The organism is Pseudomonas sp. URMO17WK12:I6 (genome assembly GCF_003253625.1).
In the GTDB taxonomy this organism is placed as follows: domain Bacteria; phylum Pseudomonadota; class Gammaproteobacteria; order Pseudomonadales; family Pseudomonadaceae; genus Aquipseudomonas.
Map to the genome: position 1 here is coordinate 22,237 of NZ_QKYZ01000001.1, position 23,626 is coordinate 45,862.

Consider the following 23,626-nt stretch of genomic DNA (forward strand, 5'->3'; position numbering starts at 1 on the left):
AACACAAAACCATCAGGCTTCATCCAGCGGCACTCGCACCGTCAGGGTCGTGCCCTCCCCCGGCTCACTCTCAAGCGACAATTGCCCGCCCATGATCAACACCCGCTCACGCATGCCAACCACACCGAAGGATGTCGGCCTGCCAGGCGCAGCGACAAATCCTACGCCATCATCGCTGACAGTCAGACAAAGTTCATCGCCCTCAAGGGCCAGCGTCAGTTCAACAGTATGCGCCTGGGCGTGGCGCATGACATTGGTCAGCGCTTCCTGAAGGATGCGGAACAGGCCGATGGCCTTGGCATCGCTGAGCACCGGCAAATTATCCGGCACTTGTACCAGACACGGAATATGCGTGCGCGCCTCGAACCGTCGGGCCTGCCACTCGATGGCCGAGGCGATCCCGGCATCGAGAATCGGTGGCCGCAGCGCCGTGGCCACATCACGCACCAGTTGAAACAGCTGCGCGATCAAACGCTTCATGCTGTTCAAGCGCTCGTGCAGGCCCGGATCGAGCTGCGCGTACGCCAACTCGCACATGGACGTTTCCAGCTTCAACACCGTCAACATCTGCCCCAGCTCGTCGTGAACTTCCCGGGCAATCCGCGCCTTCTCCTCTTCCCTCACGCTTTCCAGGTGGGCAGACAACTCGCGCAACTGCTCACGGGAGCTGGCCAGCTCCAGCTCGATGCGCTTGCTCTCGGTGATGTCCCAGACGATCCCGTCCCAGACATAGGCGCCGTCTTCCAGTCGGCGGGTAATGGCCTTGATCTCAGCCCAGCGTTGTTCGCCCTGACGGGTCAGAATCCGTCCCTGCCACGACCAGTCGCTGTCGGTGTCCAGTGCATGGTCCTGGGTCTGGTGATAACTGGCCTTGTCATCCGGATGCACCAGGCTGCGCAGGCCTTTGTCACGATGGGCCAGGGTGGCGGGCGAGTAGCCCACCAGGCTCTCGCTGCCTTCACTGATGTAGGCAAAGTCGATCTGCCCGGTCACTGGCGCGCGCTCCAGACGAAAGACCAGCCCGGGGACGTTGGCGGCGATCCCCTGCAGCCGTGCTTCACTTTCCTGCAAGGCGGCCAGGGCGCGACGACGCTCGGTGACATCATTGAGGTAAACCACCAGGTATTCGCCCTCGCGAAAACGCAGGAAGCTCAACGAGACATCCGCCGGCAGAATACTGCCATCGGCCCGCACACAATTGGTTTCGAAACTTAGCGGCCCTTCCTCACTGGCCCGGGCGCGTTTCCACAGGCTCAGCCAGCGGTCCATGTGCAAACCGGGCTCGAAATCGATCAAGGGTCGATCAATGATCCCGCCCGCCGGATAGCCGAGCATACTTTCGGCGGCACGGTTGGCGTAGCGCACATGGCTGTCCCAGTTGACCCAAAGGATGCCGACGGTGCTTTGATCGATGGAAAACTGCGTGAGACGCAAGGCTTCTTCGCTGGCCTCGCGCAGGGCAATGTCTTCGCGCGCCGCCAGCAAACGTTGCTCCAGACTGTGTTGCTGACGACGCTGCCAGAACACAATGGCCATGCTGCTCAGCAATAACACCAGCAACAGCAGGCAGAGGTTTTTCCAGAAAACCGGTGAATCGGACAGCCGCGGGTACTTGGGTTGCAGCCATTGATCGTGCAGTCGCTCGAGGTCTTTGGCCGGAATCGCGCGCAGCGCGTTTTCGACGATGCCGGCCAACTCCGGCCAGTCCCGACGCGTGGCCACTCGCAACAGTTGCGGGAAACCGATGTCGCCCACCACGGCCAGCCCGGCAAACTCGGGTTCGGCTGACAGACGCCCGAATTGCGCTTCATCGACCACCGCGTAACCGGCCTGCTGACTCAACAACAGTTGCAGCGCCTGGCGCTCCAGAGGCACGCCCTGCAGGTTCAAATGCGGATAGGTACTACGCAAGAAATCGGCGGTGACGCTGGGCATGCGCACGGCGACGCGGGTCTGACTGTCGAGTTTTTCCAGCTCCACCACACCGGTGCTCTTCTGGTCGCTGACCACCAGTTGCGGCACCCGCATGTACGGATCGGAAAATTGCCAGAGTCGTAAACCGGCGGGGGTTTGGGTCAGCCCCGGCGCGATATCGATATCGCCTTCGCGCGCGGCGGTTTCCAGTTGCGCAAGATCAGGATAATTACGCCAGCTCAGCTCGACCTTGAGCGACTTGGCCAGCCACTTCATCAACTCGATGTTGACCCCGGACAGGCGCTGCAAGCGGCGATCGTATTGGGCATAGGGCACTTGCAATACAACCCCGACCCGCAACTCTTCATGCTGCGCCAGCCATTGCTGTTGCGCCGAAGACAATGACACGACATGCGCCGGTGGCGCGGGAGCCGCCCAGCCCATCAAGGGAAACCACAAACAGCCGATAACCCACAGGCAGCGAAAATGCATCATCGAAGTCTCACACACTGACAAATACTGACCAACCCATTAGGCTGCCGGAATTAACTTCTGGCCTGGAATATCCGATGCCCCCTGTCTACCGCCTGGCACTGCCAGCATTGTGCCTGTCGCTGATCCTGCCGTGCGCCTTTTCCGTCGAGGCGGCCGACCCGGCACCTGCCACTGCGGAAAAGCCCGCCGAAGAAAAACCGGTCGAACGCCAGCCGCTGCTTGAGCGTAGCCAGGAAGAATCGACGGCACTTGAGCGACAAATTCCTGCGCAGGAACAGCAGCAACTGCAAGCCGGTACCGACAGTTTTCTCGCCCTGTGGAAGCCGGCCAATACCGCCGACCCCAAAGGCGCGGTGATTATCATCCCGGGTGCCGGCGAAACCGTTGACTGGCCGCAAGCGATCAGCCCGTTGCGCCGCCAATTGCCGGACGCCGAGTGGAGCAGCCTGAGTATCACCTTGCCGGACCTGCAAAGCGAAGCCATTGCGCCACGTGTCGTCGAAGTGGCGCCAGGGCCCAAAGCGCCTGATACCGGCAACAAAGACTCGACCACCGCGGCGCCCATCGAACAGGCCGCCGGCGGCGAAGCGGAGGTGGCCGACAAGGCTATCGCCGAAACCACCGAAGAACACGCCAAAGCCGACGCCGAGCGAATTTTCGCCCGCATCGACGCGGCCATCGCTTATGCCGAACAGCAAAGCGCTCGCAAAGTCGTCGTGCTGGGGCATGGCACCGGCGCTTACTGGGCCGCGCGCTATCTGAGCGAGAAGCAGCCATCGCAAGTCGAGAAGTTCGTGATGGTCGCCGCCCAGACGCCTGTTACGGCGAAGCCTGAGCTTGCCGAGTTGACGCCGACGATCAAGCTGCCGACTGCCGACATCTTCTATATGGACAAACCACTGGATCGCAACGCGGCACTGGAACGCTTGCAGGCCAATAAACGCTTGAAGACATCGGCGTTCAGCCAGGTCTCGCTCAAGGCACTGCCGGGCAATGCCAAGGCTGAGCAAGAGCAGTTGGTTCGCCGGGTGCGGGGATGGTTGAATCCGCAGCCTGCGGCGGACTGATGGATCGCGTCGCCCCATTCGCGGGCGACACAACTCTGCCCTGCTATCGAAAGTCCCGCCGTTCACGAATCAACGTGTAGGCGTTGTGCAATTCACGAGTCTTGTCCGTCGCCTCACGAACCTGCAACGCCGTCGCACCGCTGCCGGCAATCTTGTCCGGATGATGGCGACTGAGCAGGCGTCGATAGGCGCGTTTGATCTGTGCTGGCTCGCTGGTCGCCGACACGCCCAATAGCCGCAAGGCGTCCTGATACGTAATCGCGCTGCTGACCAATGGTCGCTTCGGCTCGTAGTCACTCGCCAGTGCCTGTACCTGTTGCGGCGTCCAGCCCAACCATTTGCCCCACTGGGCAATCAGTTCGCGCTCGCTGCTACCGGCGCGGCCATCGGCCCAGACCATCCGCCAACAGGCACGCAACACGCCTTCCGCGGCATGGGGCTGAGCACTCAAGCGTCGCAGATAGCCACGCAACCGATCACGCCCCGACTTGCCGCGGTTGAACGCCGCTATCGCCCGACGTTGCGCCGACTCGGTCATCTCCAGCGCACGCATTTCCTGTCGCGCCTGCTGAATGTGGCCATCCACTACCCGCCCATCACTCTTGGCCAATCGGCCCAGTAACACGAACAGCAGTTCATCGTTGCGCAGCACCGAGCGGCCACCGAATTTTTCCCATAAATGCGCCCAGCTCTGCAGGTGCAAGCGCCGATCCAGCGCCTGTCCCAATAAAGCACCGAGCATGGCCCCCGGAATGCTGGCTATGGCAAAGCCCGCTCCGGCTCCAATCAGAGTCCCTGGCCACAACATGTCAGCGTCTCGCTTCTATCAAGGTTTCTACTTCAGCCAGGCGCTCGTGAGTGCCGACATCCACCCAATGTCCATTCAGGCGCTCGCCCGTCACTTGTCCATCGGCCATGGCTTTGCGCAACAATGGCGCAAGCTTGAAGGCCCCGGCCGAGCAACCGTCAAACAGCTGCGGGTGCAGCACGGCGATGCCGCTGTAGGTCAGGGTTGAGGTACCCGGCTGACCGTCCTGCACATGGCCATCGACCAGGGTGAAATCCCCGTTCGGGTGATGCGCCGGGTTGTCCGCCAGGATCAAATGGGCGAGCCCGACGATGGGCTGGTGCAACACGCTGAAGTCGTAGTCGGTCCAGATGTCGCCATTGACCACCACAAAAGCCTCATCACCCAACAACGGCAACGCGCGGAAAATACCACCACCGGTTTCCAGCGGTTCACCTTCCGGTGAATACTGAATGCTCACGCCATATTTCGAGCCATCGCCCAGATAATCTTCGATCTGCTGACCGAGCCAGGCATGGTTGATCACGATCTCGGTAAACCCTGCCGCCGCCAGCGCGTACAGGTGATACTCGATCAAGGGTGCTCCGCCGGCGCGAACCAGCGGTTTTGGCGTGGTCAGGGTCAGCGGACGCATGCGCTCGCCTTTACCCGCCGCCAGAATCATTGCCTTCATGCCTTCACTCCAGCACGCAGACTGGCCAGCAACACATCCAGCTCGGCCAGTTCAGGACGACGGGCAATGACCGCGTCTATATAAGCAAAGAAACGCGGCACATCGCCGAGATAGCGTGGCTTGCCGTCGCGATGGCAAATGCGGGCGAAGATGCCGATGACTTTCAAGTGACGCTGCACGCCCATCAGGTCGCTGGCGCGCAGAAAGTCTTCAAAGTCCGGCTGAACCGGGATGTCGAGCGCACCGGCTTGCTGCCAGTAATCCTCCAGCCAGCCGCGTACGCGTTCTTCAGGCCAGCTGAGGAAGGCGTCCTTGAACAGGCAGGTCACGTCATAAGTCACCGGCCCGTAGACCGCGTCCTGGAAATCCAGCACGCCGGGATTCGGCTCGCTGATCATCAGGTTGCGCGGCATGTAGTCGCGATGCACCAGGACTTTAGGCTGAGCCAGAGCGCTGTCGATCAGCAGGTCGCTGACCTGCTGCCAGAGCACCTGCTGCGCAGCATCGAACTCGATACCCAGTTCGCGCTTCACGTACCACTCGGGGAACAGTTCGAGTTCGCGACGCAGCAGCGCCACGTCATAACTCGGCAGCGGCGCCACCATCGGCAATTGCTGGAAAGCCAACAACGCTTGCAGGGCATCCTTGAACAAATCGTCGGCATTTTCGCTGTCGATCACGTCCAGATAAGTCTTGTTGCCCAAGTCATTGAGCAAAAGGAAACCGCGCTCGAGGTCCTCGGCATAAATTTTCGGCACGTTTATGCCGGATTTCGCCAGCAGAAAAGCGATATCCACAAAGGGTTTGCAGTTTTCCTGGGGCGGTGGCGCGTCCATCACGACGAAACTTCTGCCTGCGCCTTCCCAGCGGAAATAGCGCCGAAAACTCGCGTCGCTACTGGCCGCGGTCAACGTGGCCGGGGGCACGACGCCCCAACCTTGTTCTGCAAAGAGGATAGCCAACTGTTCATCGAGCCAAACTTTCAGGTGTTGCAAGCGTACATCTTGGTCAGGCATTGCAAGGGTCTCCGACGGCGCTAGCCGTCAAGCGGGTCATGCTTTATTATCCAGCATCTTTTTCAGACCATCGAGAGGCGTGCGGCCCACACCGCGGGCAGATGGCACGCAGGAAGCCCGGACTAATAAGATGGCATTGAAATCCCCCGCGTTTCGTAAAAAATTTCCGTTGTTGGTTACCGGCAGTCTGCTGGCCCTGCAACCCCTGGCCACGTCGTTCGTGGTCGCCGCGGAACAGTATGACTGCTCAGTATCTGCTTCGGGTGCCTGGGACTGTGCGCCAAAGGCACCGGCCGCTGCATTGCCGCCGCGCCCCGTGCATGAAGGCAGCGCAGTTTCCGCTACTGGAGAAACCCCGGCAGGCACCGCCTCCAGCGAAGACACCGGTGCCAAGCCTGTGCTGGTTACCGAGTCCAAGGGCCGCGGCCTGAAGTCGCGTAGTGAAGACTACAGCCACCTCGACTGGGTTCCGCGCGAGAAGCTCACCGCAGCGCAATTGGCCGAAACCGGTCCTTACTGCTCTGGTTCCTATATCGAACCGATTCGTCCTGGCATGAACGACAAGACGAATAAAAGTGACGCTCCAACCTTTATCGGCGCCAAGGCCTCCCGCTATAAGCAGGAAGAGCAGGTCGCGACCCTGGCCGGTGACGTGGTCATGCGTCAGGGCAGCATGCAGGTCGAAGCCGACGAAGCGAACCTGTACCAGGCCGAGAGCCGTGGCGAACTGGCCGGCAACGTGCGCATTCGCGACAATGGCGCGCTGATCGTCGGCGATCACGCCGACGTACAGCTCGACACCGGTGAAGCCAAGGTCGACAACGCCGAGTACGTGATGCACAAGTCGCGTATCCGCGGTAACGCGCTATATGCCAAACGTGCCGAGAACGCGATCATCCGCCTCAAGGATGGTACATACACCACGTGCGAACCGAACAGCAACGCCTGGCAGCTCAAGGGCAACAACATCACCTTGAACCCGGCCACCGGTTTCGGTACCGCGACCAACGTGACGTTGCGGGTCAAGGACATTCCGGTTCTGTACACGCCGTACATCTATTTCCCGATCGATGACCGTCGCCAGTCCGGCTTCCTGCCGCCGACCATCGGTACCGGCAGCGATACCGGCTTCATGCTGGTCACTCCGTACTACTTCAACCTGGCGCCAAACTACGACGCCACGTTGTACCCGCGCTACATGGACAAGCACGGTTTGTTGATGGAAGGCGAATTCCGCTACCTGACCAAGTCCAGCGAAGGTCAGTTCGGCGCCGCCTACCTCAACGACGAAGATACCGAACGCAGCAAGCAGACCGACTACGAAAAAAACCGCTACATGTACAACTGGCAGCACAAGGGTGGCCTCGACTCGCGCGTCTTTACGCAGGTTGACTACACCAAGATCAGCGATCCGTATTACTTCCAGGATCTGCAGACTGACCAGATTGGCGTGAAAAGCGCTGACTACGTGAACCAGCAGGGCTCTGTCACCTATCGTGGCGACAGCTACACCGCTCGCTTGAACGCCCAGGCCTATCAGCTGGCGACCGTTTCGAACATCACGCCGTATGACCGTTTGCCGCAGATCACCTTTAATGGTCAGCTGCCGTATCATCCGGAAGGTTTGGACTTCGATTACGAGACAGAGATCGTTCGATTTGACCGGGATCTGAAGACTGGAACATTCGTCCAGCAGGACGGGATTACCACTGAGTCACGTCTGGATAACAACATCTTTGGTCTGGCACGCGCCAACGGCGACCGTTTGAATCTCAAACCAGGTGTCAGCCTGCCGCTGTACTGGACCTATGGTTTCTTCAAGCCATCGCTCAAGTACCAGTACACACAGTATCAACTGGATCTGGACGGCCGGGGCAAAAGCGAAATCGCTTCGCAAAGCGCGGAGCAGGACAGGCTCAACGGCACATTCAGCAGCAACCAGAACCGTGGGGTACCGATCGCCAGCATCGACAGCGGTCTTTACTTTGACCGCAACACTTCCTGGTTCGGAAAAAACTACCGTCAGACCCTGGAACCGCGTCTGTTCTACCTCTATGTACCTGAGGAAGACCAGAAGGATATTCCAGTGTTCGACACCAGCGAATACACCTTCAATTACGCGTCGCTCTTCCGTGACAACCGCTTCTCCGGCTCCGACCGTGTCGGCGACGAGAACAAACTGTCCCTGGGCGTGACCAGCCGCTGGATCGAAGACAATGGTTTCGAACGTCAACGCATCAGCGTCGGCCAGGCCTTGTACTTCAAGGACCGTAAAGTCCAACTGCCAGGCATTGCTTTCGATGATCGTGACGATGCCAAGGCCAACGTTTCGCCATATGCACTGGAATACGAATACCGCTGGAACCGCGACTGGCGTACCACGGCCGACTACAACTGGGACCCGGACAGCCGCAGCCCTCGCTCGGGCAGCGCGATGTTCCACTACCAGCCTGAAGACAACCCGAACAAGGTCATCAACGCCGGCTATCGCTATCGCAATGACCAGGTCCGTTATGACCAGAACACCGGTAAATGGTCGGTGGGCGGTGGCGATTACGGCACCCCGGGCCAACCTGGCTACGTGAAGGACTACTACAAGATCAAACAGCACGACTTCTCGGTGATCTGGCCGATCGTGCCGCAATGGAACGCCATCAGCCGCTGGCAGTATGACTACAACCGCAACCGTACCCTGGAAGCCTTTGGTGGTTTCGAGTACGACAACTGCTGCTGGAAACTACGCCTGATCAACCGTTACTGGGTTTCCTATGACGAATTCAGTCAGGAAGCTCCACAAAACGAAAAAGGCGACCACGGCGTCTTCCTCCAAATTGTTCTGAAGGGACTCGGCGGCCTCACCGGCGCCAAAGTAGAGAGTTTCCTCGACAAAGGCATCCAAGGTTATCGTGAACGTGAAGACCAAGCTTTCTGATTGTCTGCGCCCGCTGATGCTGGGCGCGCTGTTCCTGGGTACCGCGGCCAACGCCGCGGTACAGTCCATCGATAAAGTGGTGGCCATCGTCGACAATGACGTGGTCATGCAGAGCCAACTGGACCGGCGCGTTCACGAAGTTCAGCAAACCATCGCCAAACGCGGTGCTGCCGTACCGCCTACCGGCGTACTGGATCAGCAGGTGCTCGAGCGTCTGATCGTCGAAAACCTGCAATTGCAGATCGGCGAGCGTTCCGGCATCCGCATTACCGATGAAGAGCTGAACCAGGCTGTCGGCACCATTGCCCAGCGCAACAACATGTCGATCGAACAATTCCGCGCCGCTTTGGCTCGCGACGGCCTGTCTTATGACGATGCCCGTGACCAGATCCGCCGTGAAATGATCATCAGCCGTGTGCGTCAGCGCCGTGTGGCGGAGCGCATCCAGGTGTCCGAGCAGGAAGTGAAGAACTTCCTGGCATCCGATCTGGGCAAAATGCAGCTGTCCGAAGAGTTCCGCCTGGCCAACATCCTGATTCCTACGCCGGAAAGCGCCAACTCCGACGCGATTCAGAATGCCGCCAAGCAAGCCGACGCGGTTTACCAGCAACTCAAGCAAGGCGCTGACTTCGGTCAGTTGGCAATCGCCAAGTCCGCCAGCGAAACCGCGCTGGAAGGCGGCGACATGGGCTGGCGTAAAGCCGCTCAACTGCCACCTCCGTTCGATCGTTTGCTCGGCACCATGGCCGTTGGCGACGTGACCCAACCAATGCGCACACCGGGCGGCTTCATTATCCTGAAGATCCTCGACAAGCGTGGCGGCGAATCCCAGGTGCGTGACGAAGTCCACGTGCGGCACATCCTGGTCAAACCGAGTCCGATTCGCGACGAAGAAAAAACCAAGGCCCTGGCTCAGTCGCTCTATACCCGTATCGCAGCGGGCGAAGATTTCGGCGAGCTGGCGAAAAGCTTCTCGGAGGATCCGGGTTCCGCCCTCAACGGTGGCGACCTGAACTGGATCGACCCGAACGCGCTGGTGCCTGAATTCCGCGAAGTGATGGCCAAGACCCCCCAAGGTCAGCTGTCCAAGCCGTTCAAGACCCAATATGGCTGGCACGTACTGGAAGTTCTTGGCCGCCGCGCCACCGACAGCACCGCCCAGGCCCGTGAGCAGCAAGCGATGACCGTACTGCGTAACCGCAAATACGACGAAGAGCTGCAAACCTGGCTGCGTCAGATCCGTGACGAAGCGTACGTAGAAATCAAACTCCCTGGTGCAGACCAGGCAGCGCAGTGAAACCCAAGCGTTTCGCGCTGACCCCCGGCGAACCAGCCGGCATAGGTCCCGACCTGTGCCTGCTGCTCGCCTCGCAAGCCCAGCCACATCCCCTGATTGCCATTACCAGCCGCGACCTGCTCCTTGAGCGGGCCGCGCAGCTGGGCGTGGTTGTCGATCTGCTGCCGGTAACGCCGGACAGCTGGCCGGATGCTCCTGCACCCGCCAACAGCCTGTATGTGTGGGATACGCCCCTCAACGCCAAGGTCACCGCCGGGCAACTGGACAAAGCCAATGCGGCTTTCGTTCTGGAAACCCTGACCCGTGCTGGCCAGGGCTGTCTGGATGGGCATTTCGCCGGCATGATCACCGCGCCGGTGCACAAGGGCGTGATCAACGAATCCGGGATCGCCTTTTCCGGGCACACGGAGTTTCTCGCTGACCTGACCCACACCGCGCAAGTGGTGATGATGCTCGCCACCCGCGGTTTGCGCGTGGCGCTGGTCACCACTCACCTGCCTCTTCGCGAGATTGCCGACGCGATCACGCCGGAGCGGCTGGAGCGGGTCACGCGGATCCTGCACACCGACCTGAAAGAAAAATTCGGCATCGCCCAGCCACGCATCCTGGTTTGCGGGCTCAACCCGCACGCCGGTGAAGGCGGTCATCTGGGCCATGAAGAAATCGACATCATCGAACCTACATTAGAGCGCCTGCGCGGCGAGGGCATGGACCTTCGCGGCCCCCTGCCCGCCGACACTCTATTTACCCCCAAATATCTGGAGCACTGCGACGCGGTGCTGGCGATGTACCACGACCAGGGCTTGCCTGTGCTGAAATACAAAGGCTTCGGCGCGGCAGTCAACGTGACCCTCGGCTTGCCGATCATCCGCACATCGGTCGACCACGGCACCGCCCTGGACCTGGCCGGCAGCGGCAACATCGACACCGGCAGCCTGCAAGTCGCCCTGGAAACCGCCTACCAGATGGCCGAGACCCGTTTATGACCGAGCATTACCAACACCGGGCGCGCAAGCGCTTCGGCCAGAACTTCCTGCACGATGCCGGCGTTATCGATCGCATCCTGCGCTCCATTCACGCCAAACCTGAAGACCGCCTGCTGGAAATCGGTCCGGGCCAGGGTGCATTGACCGCCGGCCTGCTCAACAGCGGCGCTCAACTGGACGTCGTAGAGCTGGACAAGGACCTGATCCCGATTCTCAATCAGCAGTTCGCCGGCAAGAGCAACTTCAACCTGCATCAGGGTGACGCGCTGAAGTTCGACTTCAACAGCCTGAACGCTGCGCCAAACAGCCTGCGAGTGGTCGGTAACCTGCCGTACAACATCTCGACGCCGCTGATCTTTCATCTGCTGAACAACGCCAACCTGATTCGCGACATGCACTTCATGCTGCAAAAGGAAGTGGTCGAACGTCTGGCGGCGGGTCCGGGTGGCGGTGACTGGGGTCGCCTGTCGATCATGGTTCAGTACCATTGCCGGGTCGAGCATCTGTTCAACGTCGGCCCGGGCGCGTTCAATCCTCCGCCGAAAGTCGACTCCGCGATCGTGCGCCTGGTGCCCCACGCGGTACTGCCGCACCCGGCCAAGGATCATCGCCTGCTGGAGCGCGTTGTGCGTGAAGCCTTCAACCAGCGCCGCAAGACCCTGCGCAACACACTGAAACTTTTGCTGAGCAATGCCGAAATCGAAGCTGCCGGCGTCGATGGCAGCTTGCGCCCCGAGCAACTCGACCTGGCCGCCTTCGTACGCCTGGCCGACAAGCTCAGTGAACAAGCCCTACAAAAGCCTGCCACTGACTGACAGGCGATGAGCGCTATCGGGTAGGACGCCACTCTGGTTTACTACCCGATACTTGGCCTAGACTGAGTTCTATCAGCTACGCCCCGCGTTCCGCTTCGTTTCTAAGGCCTTTTGCATGTCCGATCCTCGTTACCAGGTCGACGTCAGCGTCGTCACCCGCTATCTGGCAGAACAATCGCAACCCGAGCAAGACCGCTTTGCCTTCGCCTACACCATCACCGTGCAAAACAATGGCCTGCTACCCGCCAGACTGCTTTCACGGCATTGGGTCATCACCGACGGTGACGGCCATGTCGAGGAGGTTCGCGGTGCGGGCGTCGTCGGCCAGCAGCCGTTGATCGAGGTGGGCAAGAGCCACACGTACAGCAGCGGCACCGTCATGACATCCAAGGTCGGCACGATGCAGGGCACCTACCAGATGCTCGCCGAAGACGGTAAGCACTTCGACGCCATCATCGCGCCGTTCCGTCTGGCGGTCCCAGGGGCGTTGCACTGATGGCGACGTATGCCGTCGGTGATGTCCAAGGTTGCCTTGAACCGCTCAAATGCCTGCTCAAGCAAGTGGCCTTCGACCCTGCCCGAGATCGCCTGTGGCTGGTGGGTGATCTCGTCAACCGTGGCCCACAGTCGCTGGAAACCCTGCGCTTCCTCTATGGCATCCGCGAGTCGCTGGTATGCGTACTCGGCAACCATGACCTGCACTTGCTGGCCGTCGGGCAAAACATTGAGCGCCTGAAGAAAGCCGATACCTTGCGCGAGATCCTCGAAGCACCCGATAGCGCGGACCTGCTGGAGTGGGTTCGCCAGCAAAAGCTCATGCACTACGATGAACAACGCGATATCGCCCTGGTCCATGCCGGTATCCCGCCGCAATGGTCGCTGCGCAAAGCCTTGAAGTGCGCCGCCGAAGTCGAAGAAGCCCTGCACGATGACAACCGCTTCGCGCCTTACCTTGACGGCATGTACGGCAACGAGCCGGTGAAATGGAATAGCGACCTCAAAGGCGCCGCCCGCCTGCGAGTCATCACCAACTATTTCACCCGGATGCGTTTTTGCACCAGCGACGGCAAACTCGACCTCAAGGGCAAGGAAGGCATCGACACCGCACCGCCGGGCTATGCGCCGTGGTTCGCGCACAAGGAGCGTAAAACCAAAGGCCTGAAGATCATCTTCGGCCATTGGGCGGCGCTCGAAGGCCAGTGCAACGAACCGGGGCTCTTTGCCCTCGACAGCGGTTGCGTCTGGGGTGGTGCCATGACCCTGATGAATGTCGACACCTTTGAGCGCCTGCAATGCAAATGCGACGCCCATGGCCACCTTCGACCGGCAGTCGCCACCTCTATTCCCGAACAAACGTCAGCCAGCGCCCCGCGCTAGACTGCGCTTTCAGCCGAGCCACAGGAGCCCGCCATGAGCGAATTCAAACGTATCCCCCCAGAACAGGCCCAGGCCCTGCGCGAACAAGGCGCGGTGGTGGTCGATGTCCGCGACCCGGCAACATTTGCCGCGCTGCACATCACCGGTTCGAAGCATCTGGACAACCATTCTCTGCATGCTTTCATCCAGGGCGCCGATCTGGATGCGCCGACGGTAGTGGTCTGCTATCACGGAAATTCCAGCCAGGGCGCAGCTGCTTATCTGATCAGCCAGGGCTTTTCCGACGTCTACAGCATGGACGGCGGTTTTGAGCTGTGGCGTACGACCTATCCTTCGGAAACGGCGCAAGGCACTTCCGAATAATTATTTTGTAATGCGCAAGCCCCGGCCCCCGTGGGCTCGCGCGATTACAGACGAACGGTCTGCCACAACTAATTACGTATCTTGCCTTTACCTCCCAAATTCCCAACTATCCTTAAGCGCAGGCCATCCAAAACAGGGGAGAGCCGGTACACCGGCGCACGGGTCATCGGGAGTAGCTTTCGGAGTAGTCAGCTCCGGAAGAGTTCTGGGGGGTAAACAGCAACTGCCTGTTCGGTTGCTGCCAGCATCGACTGAGTGATCCGGCGTCGGCTCCACGTATCGAGCGAGGTGACGTCATGAGTATCTTTAGCCACTTCCAACAACGCTTCGAGTCCACGCGCCAGGAAGAACTCTCGCTGCAAGAGTATCTGGAACTGTGCAAAAAGGACCGCAGCGCCTACGTTTCCGCGGCCGAGCGTCTATTGCTGGCCATCGGCGAACCGGAACTGCTCGACACCTCAACCAACTCGAGGCTGTCGCGCATCTTTTCCAACAAGGTGATCCGCCGCTATCCGGCCTTTGAAGACTTCCACGGGATGGAAGAATGCATCGACCAGATCGTGTCGTATTTCCGCCATGCCGCTCAGGGTCTGGAAGAAAAGAAACAGATCCTCTACCTGCTTGGCCCAGTCGGTGGCGGTAAGTCATCTTTGGCCGAAAAGCTCAAACAGCTGATCGAGAAAGTGCCCTTTTACGCAATCAAGGGCTCGCCGGTTTTCGAGTCGCCCCTGGGTCTGTTCAACGCCACTGAAGATGGCGCGATCCTCGAGGAAGACTTCGGCATTCCCCGGCGCTACCTCAACACCATCATGTCGCCATGGGCCACCAAGCGCCTGGCCGAATTCGGCGGCGACATCAGCCAGTTCCGCGTGGTGAAACTCTACCCGTCGATCCTCAACCAGATTGCAGTTGCGAAAACCGAGCCGGGCGATGAAAACAACCAGGACATCTCGGCACTGGTGGGCAAGGTCGATATTCGCAAACTGGAAGAGTTCCCGCAGAACGACGCCGATGCCTACAGCTATTCGGGCGCGCTGTGCCGGGCCAACCAGGGCCTGATGGAATTCGTCGAAATGTTCAAGGCACCGATCAAGGTGCTGCACCCATTGCTGACGGCCACTCAGGAAGGCAACTACAACAGCACCGAAGGCTTGGGGGCAATTCCGTTCACCGGGATTCTGCTGGCCCACTCCAACGAATCGGAATGGCACACTTTCCGGAACAACAAGAACAACGAAGCCTTCATCGACCGGATCTATATCGTCAAAGTGCCGTATTGCCTGCGCGTCAGCGACGAGGTGAAGATCTACGACAAGCTGCTGTTCAACAGCTCGCTGGCCAAGGCCCATTGCGCACCCGACACGCTGAAAATGCTCGCTCAGTTCACCGTGCTCTCGCGCCTTAAAGAGCCGGAAAACTCCAACATCTACTCCAAGATGCGCGTGTATGACGGCGAAAACCTCAAGGACACCGATCCGAAGGCCAAGTCGATCCAGGAATACCGCGATGCAGCAGGTGTCGACGAAGGCATGAACGGTCTGTCGACCCGCTTCGCCTTCAAGATCCTGTCGAAGGTCTTCAACTTCGATCCGCACGAAATCGCCGCCAACCCGGTGCATCTGCTCTACGTGCTGGAACAGCAGATCGAACAGGAACAATTCCAGGCCGAGACCCGCGAACGCTATCTGCGCTTCCTGAAAGAGTACCTGGCGCCGCGTTACATCGAGTTCATCGGCAAGGAGATCCAGACTGCCTACCTCGAGTCTTACAGCGAGTACGGCCAGAACATCTTCGATCGCTATGTGCTGTACGCCGACTTCTGGATTCAGGATCAGGAATACCGCGATCCGGAAACCGGCGAGATCCTCAACCGCGTGGCCCTGAACGAGGAACTGGAGAAAATCGAGAAACCGGCCGGCATCAGCAATCCGAAGGATTTCCGCAACGAAATCGTCAACTTCGTACTGCGCGCCCGTGCCAACAACAACGGCAAGAACCCAACCTGGCTCAGCTACGAAAAACTGCGGGTGGTCATCGAGAAGAAAATGTTCTCCAACACCGAGGACCTTCTGCCGGTCATCAGCTTCAACGCCAAGGCCAGCAAAGAGGACCAGCAGAAGCACAACGACTTCGTCACACGGATGGTCGAGCGGGGCTACACCGACAAACAGGTACGACTGCTGTCCGAGTGGTACTTGCGGGTCAGAAAATCACAGTAACCCGCTGCCGGTCAGACCGGTTGTCGTTAGCCAGAGGCCTGTGTACGCATTTTCTGTTACACAGACCTCTGGGAGGTGTTCGAAAGTCGGTAACGAGGTTCAGGCAGCATCCAGAAGCGCTTGGGGGAGCGTGAACATCCCTCGGCACAGGTCGATGCTGCATAACCGCTCGCCCCTTTCAGGACAGCTTCTAAGGAGCAGTCATGAGCTATGTGATCGACCGACGTCTCAATGGCAAGAACAAGAGCACGGTAAACCGTCAGCGGTTTCTGCGGCGCTACCGTGATCACATCAAAAAGGCCGTCGAAGAGGCGGTAGGCCGGCGTTCCATTACCGATATGGAACACGGCGAGCAAATCAGCATTCCCGGCCGCGACATCGACGAGCCGGTGCTTCACCATGGCCGGGGCGGCAAGCAGACCATCGTGCACCCGGGCAACAAGGAGTTCACCAGCGGCGAGCACATTGCCCGTCCGCCCGGAGGTGGCGGCGGCAGAGGCCCCGGTAAGGCCGGTAACTCGGGTGAAGGGATGGACGAGTTCGTCTTCCAGATCACCCAGGAAGAATTCCTCGAATTCATGTTCGAGGACCTTGAACTGCCTAACCTGGTCAAACGTCACCTGACCGGCACCGACACCTTCAAGACCGTACGCGCGGGCATCAGCAACGAGGGCAACCCGTCACGGATCAACATTATCCGTACGCTGCGCTCGGCCCATGCCCGGCGAATCGCCCTGTCCGGCAGCAGCCGGGCAAAACTGCGCGAAGTCAAAGAGGAGCTCGCCCGGCTTAGACGGGAGGAGCCGGACAACTTCGGCGACATCCAGGAACTCGAAGCGGAAATCGAGAAGCTCAGTGCGCGCATTCACCGAGTGCCATTTCTCGACACCTTTGACCTCAAGTACAACCTGTTGATCAAACAGCCGAACCCGAGCTCCAAAGCAGTGATGTTCTGCCTGATGGACGTGTCCGGCTCCATGACCCAGGCGACCAAGGACATCGCCAAGCGCTTCTTCATCCTGCTGTACCTGTTCCTCAAGCGGAACTACGACAAAATCGACGTTGTGTTCATCCGCCACCACACCAGTGCCCGCGAAGTGGATGAGGAGGAGTTTTTCTACTCCCGGGAAACCGGCGGTACCATCGTTTCCAGCGCCCTTAAACTGATGCAGGAGATCATGGCCGAGCGTTATCCGAGCAATGAGTGGAATATCTATGCCGCCCAGGCGTCCGACGGCGATAACTGGAACGACGACTCGCCGATCTGCCGCGACATTCTGATCAATCAGATCATGCCGTTCGTGCAGTACTACACTTATGTAGAGATTACCCCGCGCGAACACCAGGCCCTGTGGTTCGAGTACGAACGCATCGCCGAAGCCTTCTCTGACACTTTTGCCCAGCAGCAACTGGTCTCGGCCGGGGATATCTATCCGGTCTTCCGTGAACTCTTCCAGCGCAGGTTAGTGACATGACCGCCAAAGAGCAAAAGCGCCAACCCATTTCCACCGGCTCCGAATGGACGTTCGAGCTGATCCAGGCCTACGACCGCGAAATCAGTCGTCTCGCGGCCCGCTATGCGCTCGATACCTACCCCAACCAGATCGAAGTCATCACTGCCGAACAGATGATGGACGCCTACGCCTCTGTGGGCATGCCCCTGGGTTATCACCATTGGTCCTATGGCAAACACTTCCTAAGTACCGAAAAATCCTACAGCCGCGGCCAGATGGGGCTGGCCTACGAGATTGTGATCAACTCGGACCCTTGCATCGCCTATCTGATGGAAGAAAACACCATCTGCATGCAGGCCCTGGTGGTGGCTCACGCCTGCTATGGCCATAACAGCTTCTTCAAGGGTAATTACCTGTTCCGCACCTGGACCGACGCCAGCTCGATCATCGATTACCTGGTGTTCGCCAAGCAGTACATCATGCAGTGCGAAGAACGCCACGGTATCGACGCGGTAGAGGACTTGCTCGATTCCTGCCATGCGCTGATGAATTACGGGGTCGACCGTTACAAACGCCCTTATCCGATTTCCGCCGAAGAAGAACGCCGTCGGCAGAAGGATCGGGAAGAACATCTGCAAAAGCAGATCAACGATTTGTGGCGGACCATTCCAAAAGGCGCGGACAAATTCAGCGACAAGGACAACGCACGCTTCCCCGCCGAGCCTCAGGAAAACATCCTGTATTTCATCGAAAAACACGCCCCGCTGCTGGAGCCATGGCAACGTGAAATCGTGCGGATCGTGCGCAAGATCGCCCAGTATTTTTATCCACAGCGCCAGACACAGGTGATGAACGAAGGCTGGGCCACCTTCTGGCACTACACCTTGATGAACGACTTGTATGACGAAGGCCTGGTCACCGATGGCTTCATGATGGAGTTCCTGACGTCCCATACCAGCGTGGTGTTCCAGCCGGGCTTCGACAGTCCCTACTACAGCGGAATCAACCCCTACACCCTCGGTTTTGCCATGTATCGCGATATCCGGCGGATATGCGAACAGCCTACCGAAGAGGACTACCGCTGGTTCCCGGAAATCGCCGGCACAGACTGGCTGTCCAGCATCAAATTCGCCATGAGCAGCTTCAAGGACGAGAGCTTCATCCTGCAGTACCTGTCACCCAAGGTGATCCGCGACCTGAAGCTGTTCAGCATCCTCGATGACGACCAAAAGGATGATCTGCTGGTTCCGGCGATCCACGACGAAGAGGGCTATCGAACCATCCGCGAAACCCTGGCGGCGCAATACAACCTGGGCAATCGCGAACCCAACATCCAGATCTACAGCATCGACCGGCGCGGGGACCGCTCGCTGACCCTGCGTCACCAGCAGCACGACCGCAAGCCGCTCGGCGATTCCACCGAGGAAGTGCTCAAGCACCTGCATCGGCTCTGGGGCTTCGACATTCACCTGGAAACCCTGCAAGGGGATCAGGTGGTGAAAACCCACCATGTTCCACCCAGAAGCGAACACGGCGAGGGAGACTACGGCCGGCTAGACTTGGCTGTCATTCATCTTTGATCCTGTTTCGGCCTCCGGAAGTTCGACGCAAAGGTTATTCTGTCGGGCTAACGGAGGTTTTTTATGCAGATTTATAAAGTCGGTGGTGCGGTACGCGATCGCCTGCTGGGCAGGCCTGTCACCGATATCGACTGGGTCGTGGTAGGCGCCACCACCGAAGAAATGCTCGCCAAGGGCTTTCGCCCGGTGGGTGCGGATTTTCCGGTATTTCTTCACCCCAAAAGCGGTGAGGAATACGCCCTCGCCCGCACCGAACGCAAAAGCGGGCGCGGTTACGGCGGCTTCACCTTTCACGCCAGCCCCGAAGTCACGCTCGAAGAAGACCTGATTCGTCGTGACCTGACGATCAACGCCATGGCCGAAGACGATCAGCAGAACCTGACCGACCCCTACCATGGCCAGCGGGATCTCGAGGCTCGCCTGCTTCGTCACGTTTCCCCCGCGTTCGCCGAAGATCCGCTCCGCGTTCTGCGCGTTGCCCGCTTCGCCGCGCGTTATGCAGGACTGGGCTTCACCGTCGCCCCCGAGACACTGGCGCTGATGAGGCAACTAAGCGAATCGGGTGAACTGGAGGCACTGACCGCGGAACGCAGCTGGAAAGAAATCGCCCGTGCGCTGATGGAAGACCAACCCCAGATGTTCATCCAGGTGCTGCGCGAGTGCGGTGCGCTCAAAGTGCTGATGCCGGAAGTCGATGCGCTGTTCGGTGTACCGCAACCCGAGGCCCATCACCCGGAAATCGACACAGGCGTGCATACCCTGAGCGTGCTGGAGCAAGCGGCACAGCACAAACAACCGCTGACCGTGCGCTGGGCCTGCCTGCTGCACGACTTGGGCAAAGGACTGACGCCCGAGGAGGAATGGCCCCGCCACATCGCCCACGAGCAAAAAGGCCTGAAGCTGATCAAAGCGGTCAACGAGCGCTTTAAGGCACCGAAGGATTGTCAGGAATTGGCACTGCTGGTGGGCGAGTATCACACCCATGGCCACCGGGCTCTGGAACTGAAACCGTCGACCTTGCTGGAGTTGCTGCAGAGTTTCGACGTCTATCGTCGACCTCAGCGCTTTGAGGAGTTTATTGCGGCGTGCGAGATGGACGCTCGAGGGCGCAAAGGCCTGGAGCAGCGAAGTTATCCACAGGCGGATTATTTGCGCGGTGCGGCGACTACAGCGCGAAGCGTGGCGGTTCAGCCGTTGCTGGAGAAGGGATTCAAGGGGCCGGAATTGGGCGAGGCGATCAAGCGCGAGCGGCTCAAGGCGCTGAAGGCCTACAAAGAAAAAGCATAAGCAAGGGCAAAAGATCGCAGCCTGCGGCAACTCCTACAGAGATCGGCGTAGAAGTTGCCGCAGGCTGCGATCTTTTGCTTTACAGCATATCGGAAGGGGTCAACTGCTCACCGCGCCACTCAAAAGCCACCGGCGCCAACACCTGATCGATCCGCGCCTCGCTCCACAAGGTCGCAAAGCTTTTGCCTACGCCCGGATGCACTCTGTCCGGCGCAATCAGCGACAACGGCCACAGCACGAATGCGTTTTTCAGAATCTCTGCCCGCGGCAAGACCAAACCATCGAAATTGCCCACCAGATCGCCGAACAGCAGCACGTCGATATCCAGCGGCAAGCCCTTGCGGTCCGGCGCGTAACGGCCGTTATCCGCTTCGATGAATTTCAGCCGTCGATCCAGCTCCATCAACGGTAGATCGGTATAGGCCGAGACCACAAAGTTGAAAAACGGCCCGCTCTTGATCCCCACCGGCTGGCTTTCGAACACCGCCGAGCAGCGCATATCCACCAGGAAACCCGCCAGGGCGTCCAGGCCAGCCTGCAAATGGGATTCGCGCTCGATGTTGCTACCGAGCCCGAGGTACACCTGAGTCAGCGACATCCGCGCTCGATCTCCACACCCACGCCCTTGGCCGCCGGAACGGCACCTGGCTTGGTCAGCTTGAGGTGCATCCAGGTGATCTTGAACTCACTCATCAGCACTTCTGTCAGACGCTCGGCAAACGTCTCGACCAGCTGGAACTGCGCCTGCTCGGCAAAAGCCTGGATGCGTGACGAAACGCTCGCGTAGTCGAGCGCCAGAGTCAGGTCATCACCAGCAGCGGCCGGACGATTGTCCCAGGCGAAGCTCAGATCAAGTCGCAGACACTGTCGGATGCCTCGTTCCCAGTCGTAGGCACCAATCACGGTGTCGACTTCCAGGCCCTCGATAAACACTCTGTCCAAGCACTTCTCTCCGCTGCACGACAAGGGCGCAATGCGCCGTTAGAATCAGGGCGTCCTCGCCCGGAATAGTTAGCATGTTTTGGTCACTGGCGATTTTCGCCTACCTGCTCGGCTCTCTGTCCTTCGCCATTTTGCTCAGCCGCCTGACCGGTAACCCCGATCCGCGAATGAGTGGCTCGGGCAATGCCGGTGCCACCAATATGTTTCGTCTGGCCGGCAAAAAACTCGCCATCCTGACCTTGCTCGGCGACCTCTGCAAAGGCCTGCTGCCAGTGCTGGTCGCAGGTGCAATGGGCCTTTCACTGCAGGAACAGGCCTGGATCGGCGTCTTCGCCGTCATCGGTCACCTGTTTCCACTGTACTTCCGCTTTCGCGGCGGCAAGGGTGTCGCCACCGCGGCCGGCATGCTGCTGGGGCTCTATCCACCCGCTGCGCTGCTGGCGGTCTGTGCCTGGCTGTTGACGTTCTACCTGACCCGCACCAGCTCACTCGCCGCCCTGATTGCCACACCCCTGACCCTGCCGCTGCTCGCCTGGCAAGAACCGGCGGCACTGCTGCCCATGAGCGCACTCACGGGGCTGATCGTCTGGCGTCATCGCGGCAATCTACGCGACCTGTTTGCCGGGCGCGAACGGCATTTTTAAATACCGCACGTGAGCGCCACTCATCACAGAGCCGACAACTGCTCCATCGGCCAGCGCGCCTGCACGCTGATTGCCAGGCTTTCGTGCTGACCGGCCCGCAAGCGCTGGCAGCCGGCAAACGCAATCATCGCACCGTTGTCGGTACAGAACTCCGGACGGGCATAAAACACATCGCCCCTCATGTCGCCGAGCATTTTTTCCAGTGACGTACGCAACGCCTTGTTGGCGCTGACGCCACCAGCGATCACCAGACGCTTCATGCCAGCCTGTTTCAGGGCACGCTTGCACTTGATGGTCAAAGTCTCCACCACGGCCTGCTGGAACGCCAGCGAGATGTCGCAACGGGCTTGCTCGCCGTCGTCCCCGGCGCTGACGCATTGCTGCCAGGTGTTCAAGGCGAAGGTTTTCAAACCGCTGAAGCTAAACGCCAGGCCCGGACGATCACACATCGGACGCGGGAAGACGAAACGTCCGTCAACGCCTTGCGCCGCCAGACGAGCGATCTCCGGACCGCCCGGGTAATTGAGGCCCATCATTTTTGCAGTTTTGTCGAACGCTTCGCCGGCGGCATCGTCGAGGGTCTCGCCCAAGAGCGTGTACTGACCGATCCCGTCGACCTGAACCAGCTGCGTATGACCGCCCGAGACCAACAAAGCGACGAACGGGAACTCCGGTGGCTGCGGCTCCAGCATCGGCGCCAGCAAGTGACCTTCCATGTGGTGCACGCCCAGTGCCGGGATACCCCAGGCAAAAGCCAGCGCCTGCGCGCAGGAAGCCCCTACCAGCAGGGCTCCGACCAGGCCGGGGCCGGCGGTATAAGCGATGGCGTCGATCTCGGTCGGCACGCAGTCGGCCTCCGCCAGCACCTGACGGATCAAGGGCAGCATGCGTTTGACGTGATCGCGCGAAGCCAGCTCCGGCACAACGCCGCCATAAGCGCGATGCAGGTCGATCTGACTGAACAGCGCATCGGCCAACAACCCGCGTTCACTGTCGTAAAGTGCGACACCGGTTTCGTCGCAAGAGGTTTCTAATCCCAGTACTAGCATGGGTTTGCGCCTTGTAGAGGCTGAATTCGAAGGCGCGCATAATAGTCGTCGCGTGATGCCCCGACCAGCGGTTTTCGATCAGAGGCTTTGCATTCCGAGCGATGAGGGGTTAACATCCGCAACCCTTAAAAACCGACGTCTTCAAGTGCTCTTTTGCCGCGAGGATGTTGACCCCGGTAATGAATGAAGGTAGCTCTGGATGCCAGCCGTCAAAGTTAAAGAGAACGAACCCTTCGACGTAGCTCTGCGTCGTTTCAAGCGCTCCTGCGAAAAAGCCGGTGTACTGGCTGAAGTTCGTAGCCGCGAATTTTACGAGAAGCCTACTTCTGAGCGTAAGCGCAAAGCAGCAGCCGCTGTTAAGCGTCACGCCAAGAAAGTACAGCGCGAACAGCGCCGCGCCGTTCGTCTGTACTAATACACAGACGATCGTAGCAAGCTTCTGCCAAGCCCGGCCCTCAGCCGGGCTAATGGCATTTGCGGACAACGCTTGATGCTTCACCGTCAAAGCCGCAGACGCGACCGAGACAAACCTGCTTCACAGCGTCAGACCTGGCTCTTTTGCCAGCGGTGCACGTCTTTTCTGACGAGCCTTTCAAGGCTACTGACGAGCACACCCACTGATTCCTCTCACGACGATCAGCCCAAGGCACCTTCTTGCGTGCCCACTTATTGAGCTATCCGAGGCCATAGATTGGCCGTCGCCGGACT

21 protein-coding genes are annotated in these 23,626 nt (G+C 59.5%); 14 read left to right on the forward strand and 7 right to left on the reverse strand.

All coding sequences use genetic code 11. From position 1 onward, the window contains the following. Nucleotides 1-12: 12 nt before the first annotated feature. Nucleotides 13-2,409, reverse strand: a complete 2,397-nt coding sequence (locus tag F475_RS00130) for a PAS domain S-box protein (protein ID WP_111452912.1) — start codon at nt 2,407-2,409, stop codon at nt 13-15. 74 nt (nt 2,410-2,483) lie between these two features. Between F475_RS00130 and F475_RS00135 the strand changes: the two genes are divergently transcribed. Further along, nucleotides 2,484-3,476: an alpha/beta hydrolase family protein gene (locus tag F475_RS00135; protein WP_111452913.1), complete on the forward strand. Its 993-nt coding sequence runs from the start codon at nt 2,484-2,486 to the stop codon at nt 3,474-3,476. Nucleotides 3,477-3,519: 43 nt separating this feature from the next. On the opposite strand, the gene F475_RS00140 is transcribed toward F475_RS00135, so the two are convergent. From F475_RS00140 to F475_RS00150, 3 genes are read right to left on the reverse strand one after another with little or no spacing between them, the layout of a single operon-like run. Further along, entirely contained in the window at nt 3,520-4,284 is a 765-nt protein-coding gene (locus tag F475_RS00140; RefSeq protein WP_064620755.1) for a TerB family tellurite resistance protein, read from the reverse strand. A gap of 1 nt (nt 4,285) precedes the next feature. Beyond that, the gene (gene murU / locus F475_RS00145) at nt 4,286-4,957 is read right to left on the reverse strand and encodes an N-acetylmuramate alpha-1-phosphate uridylyltransferase MurU (protein ID WP_111452914.1); all 672 of its coding nucleotides are present in this window, start codon (nt 4,955-4,957) and stop codon (nt 4,286-4,288) included. Beyond that, nucleotides 4,954-5,973 (reverse strand): aminoglycoside phosphotransferase family protein, encoded by a 1,020-nt coding sequence (locus F475_RS00150; protein WP_111452915.1) that lies wholly within the window; start codon nt 5,971-5,973, stop codon nt 4,954-4,956. Before F475_RS00150 ends, murU begins: the two co-directional genes overlap by 4 nt. A 130-nt stretch (nt 5,974-6,103) precedes the next feature. Here F475_RS00150 and F475_RS00155 point away from each other — a divergent pair, with 130 nt between their 5' ends. The 11 genes from F475_RS00155 to F475_RS00205 all read left to right on the forward strand — a co-directional run bounded on the left by F475_RS00155 (nt 6,104) and on the right by F475_RS00205 (nt 20,283). After that, nucleotides 6,104-8,905, forward strand: coding sequence for an LPS-assembly protein LptD (locus tag F475_RS00155; protein WP_111452916.1), 2,802 nt, complete (start codon nt 6,104-6,106; stop codon nt 8,903-8,905). Beyond that, complete coding sequence (gene surA / locus F475_RS00160) at nt 8,886-10,202, forward strand: peptidylprolyl isomerase SurA (RefSeq protein ID WP_138866396.1); 1,317 nt, start codon at nt 8,886-8,888, stop codon at nt 10,200-10,202. Before F475_RS00155 ends, surA begins: the two co-directional genes overlap by 20 nt. Then, nucleotides 10,199-11,188, forward strand: a complete 990-nt coding sequence (gene pdxA / locus F475_RS00165) for a 4-hydroxythreonine-4-phosphate dehydrogenase PdxA (RefSeq protein WP_019580736.1) — start codon at nt 10,199-10,201, stop codon at nt 11,186-11,188. The genes surA and pdxA overlap by 4 nt, the downstream gene beginning before the upstream one ends. Beyond that, nucleotides 11,185-12,003 carry a 16S rRNA (adenine(1518)-N(6)/adenine(1519)-N(6))-dimethyltransferase RsmA gene (rsmA, locus tag F475_RS00170; RefSeq protein WP_018928851.1) on the forward strand — a complete coding sequence of 273 codons (819 nt, stop codon included), beginning with the start codon at nt 11,185-11,187 and terminating at the stop codon, nt 12,001-12,003. Before pdxA ends, rsmA begins: the two co-directional genes overlap by 4 nt. Nucleotides 12,004-12,118: 115 nt before the next feature. Continuing rightward, entirely contained in the window at nt 12,119-12,499 is a 381-nt protein-coding gene (gene apaG / locus F475_RS00175; RefSeq protein WP_018928850.1) for a Co2+/Mg2+ efflux protein ApaG, read from the forward strand. Then, a complete protein-coding gene (locus F475_RS00180; RefSeq protein ID WP_111452917.1) occupies nt 12,499-13,380 on the forward strand; it encodes a symmetrical bis(5'-nucleosyl)-tetraphosphatase in 882 nt (293 codons plus the stop codon). Before apaG ends, F475_RS00180 begins: the two co-directional genes overlap by 1 nt. A gap of 33 nt (nt 13,381-13,413) precedes the next feature. After that, nucleotides 13,414-13,743: a thiosulfate sulfurtransferase GlpE gene (gene glpE, locus F475_RS00185; RefSeq protein ID WP_018928848.1), complete on the forward strand. Its 330-nt coding sequence runs from the start codon at nt 13,414-13,416 to the stop codon at nt 13,741-13,743. 296 nt (nt 13,744-14,039) lie between these two features. After that, nucleotides 14,040-15,962 carry a PrkA family serine protein kinase gene (locus F475_RS00190; protein WP_007904259.1) on the forward strand — a complete coding sequence of 641 codons (1,923 nt, stop codon included), beginning with the start codon at nt 14,040-14,042 and terminating at the stop codon, nt 15,960-15,962. Nucleotides 15,963-16,165: 203 nt separating this feature from the next. Continuing rightward, nucleotides 16,166-17,437: a YeaH/YhbH family protein gene (locus F475_RS00195; protein WP_018928847.1), complete on the forward strand. Its 1,272-nt coding sequence runs from the start codon at nt 16,166-16,168 to the stop codon at nt 17,435-17,437. Continuing rightward, nucleotides 17,434-18,996, forward strand: coding sequence for a SpoVR family protein (locus tag F475_RS00200; protein ID WP_018928846.1), 1,563 nt, complete (start codon nt 17,434-17,436; stop codon nt 18,994-18,996). Before F475_RS00195 ends, F475_RS00200 begins: the two co-directional genes overlap by 4 nt. A 63-nt stretch (nt 18,997-19,059) precedes the next feature. Continuing rightward, nucleotides 19,060-20,283 (forward strand): multifunctional CCA addition/repair protein, encoded by a 1,224-nt coding sequence (locus F475_RS00205; RefSeq protein ID WP_111452918.1) that lies wholly within the window; start codon nt 19,060-19,062, stop codon nt 20,281-20,283. 79 nt (nt 20,284-20,362) lie between these two features. On the opposite strand, the gene folK is transcribed toward F475_RS00205, so the two are convergent. After that, on the reverse strand, nt 20,363-20,881 hold the full coding sequence (folK, locus tag F475_RS00210; protein ID WP_018928844.1) for a 2-amino-4-hydroxy-6-hydroxymethyldihydropteridine diphosphokinase: 519 nt from the start codon (nt 20,879-20,881) through the stop codon (nt 20,363-20,365). Next, on the reverse strand, nt 20,872-21,225 hold the full coding sequence (gene folB / locus F475_RS00215) for a dihydroneopterin aldolase (RefSeq protein ID WP_018928843.1): 354 nt from the start codon (nt 21,223-21,225) through the stop codon (nt 20,872-20,874). Before folB ends, folK begins: the two co-directional genes overlap by 10 nt. Nucleotides 21,226-21,299: 74 nt before the next feature. On the opposite strand from folB, the gene plsY reads away from it, so the two are divergent. Next, the gene (gene plsY / locus F475_RS00220) at nt 21,300-21,869 is read left to right on the forward strand and encodes a glycerol-3-phosphate 1-O-acyltransferase PlsY (protein WP_018928842.1); all 570 of its coding nucleotides are present in this window, start codon (nt 21,300-21,302) and stop codon (nt 21,867-21,869) included. A gap of 23 nt (nt 21,870-21,892) precedes the next feature. On the opposite strand, the gene tsaD is transcribed toward plsY, so the two are convergent. Further along, nucleotides 21,893-22,918, reverse strand: a complete 1,026-nt coding sequence (gene tsaD / locus F475_RS00225) for a tRNA (adenosine(37)-N6)-threonylcarbamoyltransferase complex transferase subunit TsaD (protein ID WP_018928841.1) — start codon at nt 22,916-22,918, stop codon at nt 21,893-21,895. A 199-nt stretch (nt 22,919-23,117) separates the two neighbouring features. On the opposite strand from tsaD, the gene rpsU reads away from it, so the two are divergent. Next, nucleotides 23,118-23,333, forward strand: coding sequence for a 30S ribosomal protein S21 (rpsU, locus tag F475_RS00230; protein WP_002551877.1), 216 nt, complete (start codon nt 23,118-23,120; stop codon nt 23,331-23,333). Nucleotides 23,334-23,626 lie beyond the last annotated feature (293 nt).

Coding starts and splice junctions, on each gene's coding strand:
- F475_RS00130 (WP_111452912.1), bottom strand. CDS start 2,409: ATGATGCATTTTCGCTGCCTGTGGGTTATCGGCTGTTTGTGGTTTCCC.
- F475_RS00135 (WP_111452913.1), top strand. CDS start 2,484: ATGCCCCCTGTCTACCGCCTGGCACTGCCAGCATTGTGCCTGTCGCTG.
- F475_RS00140 (WP_064620755.1), bottom strand. CDS start 4,284: ATGTTGTGGCCAGGGACTCTGATTGGAGCCGGAGCGGGCTTTGCCATA.
- murU (WP_111452914.1), bottom strand. CDS start 4,957: ATGAAGGCAATGATTCTGGCGGCGGGTAAAGGCGAGCGCATGCGTCCG.
- F475_RS00150 (WP_111452915.1), bottom strand. CDS start 5,973: ATGCCTGACCAAGATGTACGCTTGCAACACCTGAAAGTTTGGCTCGAT.
- F475_RS00155 (WP_111452916.1), top strand. CDS start 6,104: ATGGCATTGAAATCCCCCGCGTTTCGTAAAAAATTTCCGTTGTTGGTT.
- rsmA (WP_018928851.1), top strand. CDS start 11,185: ATGACCGAGCATTACCAACACCGGGCGCGCAAGCGCTTCGGCCAGAAC.
- apaG (WP_018928850.1), top strand. CDS start 12,119: ATGTCCGATCCTCGTTACCAGGTCGACGTCAGCGTCGTCACCCGCTAT.
- F475_RS00180 (WP_111452917.1), top strand. CDS start 12,499: ATGGCGACGTATGCCGTCGGTGATGTCCAAGGTTGCCTTGAACCGCTC.
- glpE (WP_018928848.1), top strand. CDS start 13,414: ATGAGCGAATTCAAACGTATCCCCCCAGAACAGGCCCAGGCCCTGCGC.
- F475_RS00190 (WP_007904259.1), top strand. CDS start 14,040: ATGAGTATCTTTAGCCACTTCCAACAACGCTTCGAGTCCACGCGCCAG.
- F475_RS00195 (WP_018928847.1), top strand. CDS start 16,166: ATGAGCTATGTGATCGACCGACGTCTCAATGGCAAGAACAAGAGCACG.
- F475_RS00200 (WP_018928846.1), top strand. CDS start 17,434: ATGACCGCCAAAGAGCAAAAGCGCCAACCCATTTCCACCGGCTCCGAA.
- F475_RS00205 (WP_111452918.1), top strand. CDS start 19,060: ATGCAGATTTATAAAGTCGGTGGTGCGGTACGCGATCGCCTGCTGGGC.
- folK (WP_018928844.1), bottom strand. CDS start 20,881: ATGTCGCTGACTCAGGTGTACCTCGGGCTCGGTAGCAACATCGAGCGC.
- plsY (WP_018928842.1), top strand. CDS start 21,300: ATGTTTTGGTCACTGGCGATTTTCGCCTACCTGCTCGGCTCTCTGTCC.
- tsaD (WP_018928841.1), bottom strand. CDS start 22,918: ATGCTAGTACTGGGATTAGAAACCTCTTGCGACGAAACCGGTGTCGCA.
- rpsU (WP_002551877.1), top strand. CDS start 23,118: ATGCCAGCCGTCAAAGTTAAAGAGAACGAACCCTTCGACGTAGCTCTG.